This is a genomic window from Mycobacterium sp. RTGN4, from assembly GCF_033804635.1.
Classification (GTDB): domain Bacteria; phylum Actinomycetota; class Actinomycetes; order Mycobacteriales; family Mycobacteriaceae; genus Mycobacterium.
The window spans coordinates 25,758-32,431 of sequence record NZ_JAPZLB010000028.1; the positions used below are offsets into that span (position 1 = coordinate 25,758).

7 protein-coding genes and 1 tRNA gene are annotated in these 6,674 nt (G+C 67.4%); 6 read left to right on the forward strand and 2 right to left on the reverse strand.

Annotation, left to right across the window (positions count from 1 at the left end; all coding sequences use genetic code 11):
• Positions 1–69: 69 nt before the first annotated feature.
• Positions 70–1,722 carry an arginine--tRNA ligase gene (gene argS / locus SLQ30_RS32430; RefSeq protein ID WP_319451148.1) on the reverse strand — a complete coding sequence of 551 codons (1,653 nt, stop codon included), beginning with the start codon at positions 1,720–1,722 and terminating at the stop codon, positions 70–72.
• 138 nt (positions 1,723–1,860) lie between these two features.
• Between argS and SLQ30_RS32435 the strand changes: the two genes are divergently transcribed.
• The 4 genes from SLQ30_RS32435 (at position 1,861) to SLQ30_RS32450 (ending at position 3,849) form a co-directional block, all read left to right on the forward strand.
• Positions 1,861–1,936 (forward strand) — tRNA-Arg (locus tag SLQ30_RS32435).
• A 236-nt stretch (positions 1,937–2,172) separates the two neighbouring features.
• Complete coding sequence (locus SLQ30_RS32440) at positions 2,173–2,730, forward strand: TenA family transcriptional regulator (protein ID WP_319451149.1); 558 nt, start codon at positions 2,173–2,175, stop codon at positions 2,728–2,730.
• On the forward strand, positions 2,727–3,341 hold the full coding sequence (locus SLQ30_RS32445; RefSeq protein ID WP_319451150.1) for a TenA family protein: 615 nt from the start codon (positions 2,727–2,729) through the stop codon (positions 3,339–3,341). The genes SLQ30_RS32440 and SLQ30_RS32445 overlap by 4 nt, the downstream gene beginning before the upstream one ends.
• A gap of 16 nt (positions 3,342–3,357) precedes the next feature.
• Positions 3,358–3,849: a GNAT family N-acetyltransferase gene (locus tag SLQ30_RS32450; RefSeq protein WP_319451151.1), complete on the forward strand. Its 492-nt coding sequence runs from the start codon at positions 3,358–3,360 to the stop codon at positions 3,847–3,849.
• On the opposite strand, the gene SLQ30_RS32455 is transcribed toward SLQ30_RS32450, so the two are convergent.
• Positions 3,836–4,258: a nitroreductase family deazaflavin-dependent oxidoreductase gene (locus SLQ30_RS32455; RefSeq protein ID WP_319451152.1), complete on the reverse strand. Its 423-nt coding sequence runs from the start codon at positions 4,256–4,258 to the stop codon at positions 3,836–3,838. The genes SLQ30_RS32450 and SLQ30_RS32455 overlap by 14 nt on opposite strands.
• Positions 4,259–4,447: 189 nt before the next feature.
• Between SLQ30_RS32455 and SLQ30_RS32460 the strand changes: the two genes are divergently transcribed.
• Positions 4,448–5,146: a hypothetical protein gene (locus tag SLQ30_RS32460; RefSeq protein WP_319451153.1), complete on the forward strand. Its 699-nt coding sequence runs from the start codon at positions 4,448–4,450 to the stop codon at positions 5,144–5,146.
• 30 nt (positions 5,147–5,176) lie between these two features.
• Entirely contained in the window at positions 5,177–6,553 is a 1,377-nt protein-coding gene (locus SLQ30_RS32465) for an MFS transporter (RefSeq protein ID WP_319451154.1), read from the forward strand.
• Positions 6,554–6,674: the final 121 nt, after the last annotated feature.

The following is a 6,674-nucleotide window of genomic DNA, read 5'->3' on the forward strand; positions in this document are numbered from 1 at the left end:
ACTGCGGGCATGCGGGAGCGCCGGAGTGATGAAGCTCTTCGGCGTGACGGGGCCCGGCCGGATGCGCGTTCACATCCGCTCCGGGGCGCTGACGCCGAGGATGGCGAGTCCGTTGGCGATGACCTGGCGCGTCGCGGCGCACAGCGCAAGCCGGGCCGCGTTCAGGTCGCCTGCTTGCTCGTCGCCCTGCGGGAGCACGCGACAGGAGTCGTAGAAGCGGTGATAGTCGCCGGCCAGATCTTCGAGGTACCGGCATACTCGGTGCGGCTCCCGAAGGGAGGCAGCGGTTTTCAGTACTCGTGGAAACTCGCCGAGGCTACGCATCAACGTGCCTTCGCGGTCATGGGTGAGCAATTCGAGGTGCCCGGTGTCGGCGGACAGCCCGAGGTCGGCCGCACTGCGAGCCAGGGCTGACAGCCGGGCATGCGCGTATTGCACGTAGTAGACCGGGTTTTCGCTGGACTGACTGGACCACAGCGCCAGGTCAATGTCGATCGGCGAGTCGACCGAACTGCGAATCAGCACGTACCGCGCCGCGTCGACGCCAATGGCGTCGACCAGGTCATCGAGCGTGATGACCGTGCCTGCGCGCTTGCTCATCCGCACCGGTTGGCCGTCACGCACCAGGTTGACCATCTGCCCGATCAGTACCTCGACGGTGTTGGGGTCGTCCCCCAACGCGGCGGCGGCGGCCTTGAGCCGGGCGATGTAGCCGTGGTGGTCGGCGCCGAGCATGTAGATGCACAGGTCGAATCCGCGCTGACGCTTGTCTAGGTAGTAGGCCAGATCGCCTGCCACATAAGCCGGATTGCCATCGCTCTTGATGACCACGCGGTCCTTGTCGTCACCGAATTCGGTGGTGCGCAACCAGGACGCGCCGTCCTTCTCGTAGATGCTGCCGGTGTCGCGTAGCTTCGCGATGGCTTCCTGGACCCGGCCGCTGGTGTGCATCGAGTCTTCGTGCGTGTAGACGTCGAAGTCGGTGCCGAACTCGTGCAGGGACGCCTTGATGTGGGTGAACATCAGGTCGACGCCGATGGACCGGAACGTCTCCTGCTGCTGTTCGTCGGGTTGGCTCAGCACATCGGGCACCTGCTGCACGATCTTGGCGGCGATGTCGGCGATGTAGTCACCCGCGTACCCGTCCTCCGGCGCGGGCTGGCCCTTGGCCGCTGCGACCAGCGAGCGCGCGAACCGGTCGATCTGGGCACCGTGGTCGTTGAAGTAGTACTCCCGCACCACGTCGGCGCCCTGGGTGGCCAGCAGCCGACCGAGCGCGTCACCGACCGCCGCCCAACGGGTGCCACCGATGTGGATCGGACCGGTGGGGTTCGCCGATACGAACTCGAGGTTGATGTTCGTGCCGGCGAGCTCGGCCGACCCGCCGTACCGGGCACCCGCGGCCAGCACCTGCTCGACCACGACAGCCTGGGCCGATGCCTCGATGCGCAGGTTGACGAATCCGGGGCCGGCGACGTCGGCGGCCGCGATGCCGTCGGATTCCGTCAGCGCGGCGGACAGCCATCCGGCCAGGTCACGCGGGTTGACGCCGACCTTCTTGGCGATCTGAAGGGCGACGTTCGTGGCGTAGTCGCCGTGTTCGGGGTTGCGCGGCCGCTCGACGGTGACGACCGCAGGCAAGGCGGCCGCGTCGAGTCCGTGCTCGGCCAGCACCGCGGCGGCGGTGGTCTTGAGCAGCTCGGCCAGATCGGCGGGGGTCACGGGGCACCATCCTATGGTCTGGGGTGGTCAGCCCCCGAATCAGTTTCGGGTGTGCAGGCCGCGACGCGGGGTGTGAGCAGGGCCTGGGCCATGCGTTAGGCTGTCGAGGCCCAAACGGCGCAGCGGTTTTCTCCGCGCGCCCCCGTAGCTCAGGGGATAGAGCGTCCGCCTCCGGAGCGGAAGGCCGCAGGTTCGAATCCTGCCGGGGGCACCAGCTTGTCACAGCTACCTGGGAATTCGTCGAGGAGGCGTTGGGCGTCTTCTTCCGCCCTACCGCTCGCCGGGCCGAGGCCGCCGCACGGGTACTCGGATCAGCGCGGAACGACCGTAACGGTGCACCGCAATCCGATGGCGTTGCTCAGCCGGCGGTCGGCGGTCACCAGTGCGCAGTCGAGGCTCTCGGCTACGCCCCCTGTCCCGGTGCTCGTCAGCGTGGCTAGGGTGCGGGGCGTGCTTGATGCTCTGTGGACTGCCGCTACCCGGCATCGGTTTCTCGACGCGGTGCGCGACGGCACGATTTCCGACTCGGCGTTCGACCGGTGGCTGGAGCAGGACGCGCTGTTCGTCGCCGACCTACTGACGTTTCAGGCCCGGTTGCTGGCGCGTGCGCCGCGACCTGCTCAGGCGGTGCTTGCCGAGGGATGCATAGCGCTGGTGGCGGAGTTGGACTGGTTCGAGGTGCAGGCTTCGCGGCGGAAGATTGACTTGGGGCAGCCGGCGCTACCGGCGACGCTGGCCTACGGCGAACTACTGCGGAGGCTGGATGCCGCGCCCTACGAGGCGGCGGTGACGGCGCTGGCGGTGCTGGAGCGGGTGTACCTGCTCGCGTGGGGTTCCGCCGCGTCGAGCACCTCCCCGTTCACCGAGTTCGTGCAGCACTGGACTGCGCCGGGCTTTGCCGACTACGTGGACGCGCTCGGCGCCCTGGCGGTACCGGACGGACACGACAACCTGGTGCGCGACGTGTTGTCGCACGAGGTGGCGTTCTGGGATATGGCGCTGGCATGACACTGTCGGCGGCGCTGTGGTCGGACAACGGCGACTTGGCGGCCAAGGCGCTCGCGCATCCGTTCGTGCATCGCCTGGGTGAGGGCACGTTGGCCCGCGAGGTCTTCGCGGAATATGTCGCTCAGGACGCTTTCTTCCTCGAATCCTTCGCCCGCGCATACGCTTTGGCACTTGCCCGCAGTTCGAACACCGCGACGCTGCTTACGCTGGCCGATCTGATCGCCGGGGTTCGAGACGAGCTCGGGTTGCACGCCTCCTACGCCGCGAGTTGGGGCATCGACATGGCTGGCGTCAAGCCTGCACCGGCGACGTTGGCCTATACCGAGTTCTTGCTGGCGACCGCGGCGACCGGCAGCTTGGGCATGGTGTTCGCGGCGATGATTCCGTGCATGCGGCTGTATGCATTCCTGGGCACGGCGCTGGACGCGAGCGCGGCGGGACCGTACGCGCAGTGGGTGGCGACCTACGCCGATCCGGCTTTTGAAGCGCTGGCAAGCAGGCTGGAACGACTGCTCGACGATCATGGCGATCATGGCCCCGCGGTGCGCGCGGCCTACCGGCGGGCGATGCGCCTCGAGCTCGCGTTCTTCGACGCAGCGCTCCCGGCGTGAGCCTTAGCATCAGTTGATGATCGGTCGCCCGTTGGTTCGCGCCGCAACGGCCGCCGACGTCACCGCCATCGAGGACGTCGTCAAAGCCGCTTACACGCCGTACGTTTCACGTATCGGTCGCGTGCCCGCGCCGATGGCGGTGGATTACCAGACGTTGGTCACCACGACCGACGACGCCTGGGTGCTCATCGATGACGACGAGCTGGTGGGGGTCATCGTCACGGTCGCCCAACCCGATCACCTCTTGATCGAGAACGTGGCAATCAGTCCGACGGCACAGGGACGCGGCTACGGCAGACTCCTGCTGGCCCATGCCGAGCAGCAGGCCTGCGACCTTGGGCTCGCTCAGACGCGGCTCTACACCAACGCTGCGATGACCGAAAACCTCATGTACTACCCACGTTTGGGCTACGTCGAAGTCGCGCGGGGGTTCGATGACGGCTTCCACCGGGTCTTCTTCGTCAAGGACGTCGCGGCCGCGGAAGCCGACACGACTACTCGACGATGAAGACGGGGATCTGTCGCTCGGTCTTGGTCTGGTACTCGGCGTATGGCGGATACGCGGCGACGGCCAACGTCCACCAGTGCTCGCGCTCTGCACCGTCGAGCTCGCGCGCGGTGCCGGTGAAGGCGTTCTCGCCGTCCTGAACGGCCACGGTCGAGTTGGTCTTGACGTTGAAGTACCAACTCGGGTGCTTGGGGTCCCCGCCCTTGGATGCCACCATGGCGTACTTGCCGTCCTCCTCGACCCGCATGAGCGGCACGTAGCGGGCCTTGCCGGACTGCGCGCCGGTCGTGGTGAAGAGGACGATCGCGCGGTCGAGCACCTCGACGCCGTCCGTGGTGCCTTGCGCCAAGATGCGCTCGGTCTGTTCGCGTACCCAGTCGGTGGGGCTCAGTTCAGGTTGCTCAGTCACGGACACCCCAACATGGCGAAGCACCGCACTTATTCCGCGGACGCGTCCGAGCACAATGCGCAAAATCCCGATATCGCGCGTAGCGCGGGTTGCGAGCACAAGCGCGACGCGGACCTGCGCGCTCCCTAACGTCGTATGCATAAGGCCGCCAGAAAACGACTGAAGGCCGAAAACGCAAGGAGCATCCCGATGTTGGATTACCACTCACGCAGCCAGACCAACACATGGCCGCAACCGCTGACGCGTCACCCGGCCTTCGACGGTATCGATTCGGCAGCCGCCACCATGGCGCAGCCCACGGTCTCCATGACCGCTGGGGCGGCCGCCGCGCCCGCCTATGCGTGGTCCGCGGAAGGCGTGGCCGACGATTCGGCGCCGGCGAAGCGTTCCTACGGCCTCATGCGTCCCATGGCCGTTGCAGGCGGCGCTGTTGTCGTTGCGGCCGCAGCGGCCGCCACCGTGTTGCTCGTGTTCGGCGGGCATTCCAGTTCGCCTGCGGTGACGACCTCTACCGTGTCGACACCCATCACCGCCAACCACGTCGCGGCACCGGCACCGGCACCGGCACCGGCACCGATGACACCGCCGCCCGCGCGCCAAGCGCCGGTCAGCCGTCATCAAGCGAGCGCCAGCCAGTCCGCGAGCACGACGTACCAGCAGCCAGACAGCACCAGCACCACGTCGACCGACAACTCCGAGAACCAGCAGCACGGCGACCAGTGGCGCCCATGGCACGACACGACGCAGCGCACGTCGAACTGGAACTTCTTCCGGCCGCACTTCGACTTCCCGGATCACCACGACGGCGACCAAGACCGGTCGCGCGGTCATCACGACCAGCAGTCCTCCGAAGGCCACTCCGACTCGTCATCGCACGGGTCCGAGTAAGCGCCGACAGCCAAGAGCAGGAGCAAGACCATGACGACCATCGACATCACCAAGAACACGACCCCGACGGACATCGCAGGCCAACTCGACGCGCTTCCGGTCGGCCGGGTGCATCGCAAGGTCGTCGCCGCGATCGGGCTCGGGCTGTTCTTTGAGGTCTACGAGATCTTCCTGTCCGGTTCGATCGCGACGGCCCTGAAGTCGCAATATCACCTCGGCGGCTCGACGGTGGCGCTGCTGATGGCGTCGTCATTCGTCGGCATGTTCATCGGGGCGGCCGCGTTCGGTCGCATCGCGGACCGCATCGGTCGTCGCCGGGCCTTTCTGCTGAATCTGGTCTGGTTCTCGGTGTGCAGCCTGCTGGCGGCCGTCGCGCCCACCGTGGCGCTGCTGGTGGCGGCTCGATTCCTGGCCGGCATCGGCATCGGCGCCGAGTACCCCGTCGCCGATTCCTATCTGTCCGATGTGCTGCCGAAGGCACACCGTGGACGGCTCGCGGCGTGGGCGTACACCTGCTCCTTTCTGGCCGTCCCGGCGCTGGGCTTCCTGTCTCTCGGACTGTCCGGCCGGACCGTGTTCGGCGTCGACGGCTGGCGGATCCTGCTTCTAATGGGAGCCGTTGGCGCGCTGTTCGTCATGTTCATGCGGCGCGGGCTGCCCGAGTCGCCACGTTGGTTGGCGGGCCAGGGCCGTATCGATGAGGCGCAGGCCGCCGTGGCGGCATTCGCTGGTGGCTCTGAATTCGTGCCGACGTCAACCGAAACGGATAGCGCCCGGATCCCGACCGCAGTGACAGCGAATCCCGTTGCGCGGCTTCGTCAGGCACCGTACCGGGGCCGCATGGCGATGCTGGCTGTCTTCCATCTGTTCCAGCCCTTCGGCTACTACGGATTCGGGACGCTGGCAGGGCTGGTGTTGGTGGCCCGCGGGTTCGACGTGACCTCGTCGCTGTTGTTCACCGCGCTGGCGTTCTTCGGGTATCCGCTGGGTTCGTTGCTCTCGATCCCGCTGCTCGCCCGCTTCGAACGCAAATTCCTGGTGATGGCCAGCGCCGCAGCGATGGCGGGCTGCGGCATCGCGTTCGCGGTGACGAGCAGCCCCGCGCTGATCGTCCTGTTCGGGGTGCTGACAACCTCGGCGGCCAACGTGTTCTCGAACATCTATCACGTCTACCAGGCCGAGATCTTCCCCAGCGACGTGCGCGCGACCGCGGTGGGCGCGACGTACTCGCTGTCCCGGTTGTCCAGTGCGGCACTGCCTTTCGTGCTGATCCCGGTGCTCGACACGTATGGCGCCATCGCGATGTTCACCGTCGTCGTCGGAGCCCTGGCGGTCGCCATCGGCGTGCTGGTTCCGTTCGGACCACGGACCACCGGCCGGAGTCTGGAGGACATCAACCCGGTGTAGCTCGGGTAGCGGGTCGCGGCGGTGGTGGGGGAAAATGGCCCCCCCCCCCCCCCCCCGGTGTTGCCGCGGGGCCCCAAAGCCGCCCGGGGGGGTTGCCCCCTCGGGCCCCACGCGCCCCACC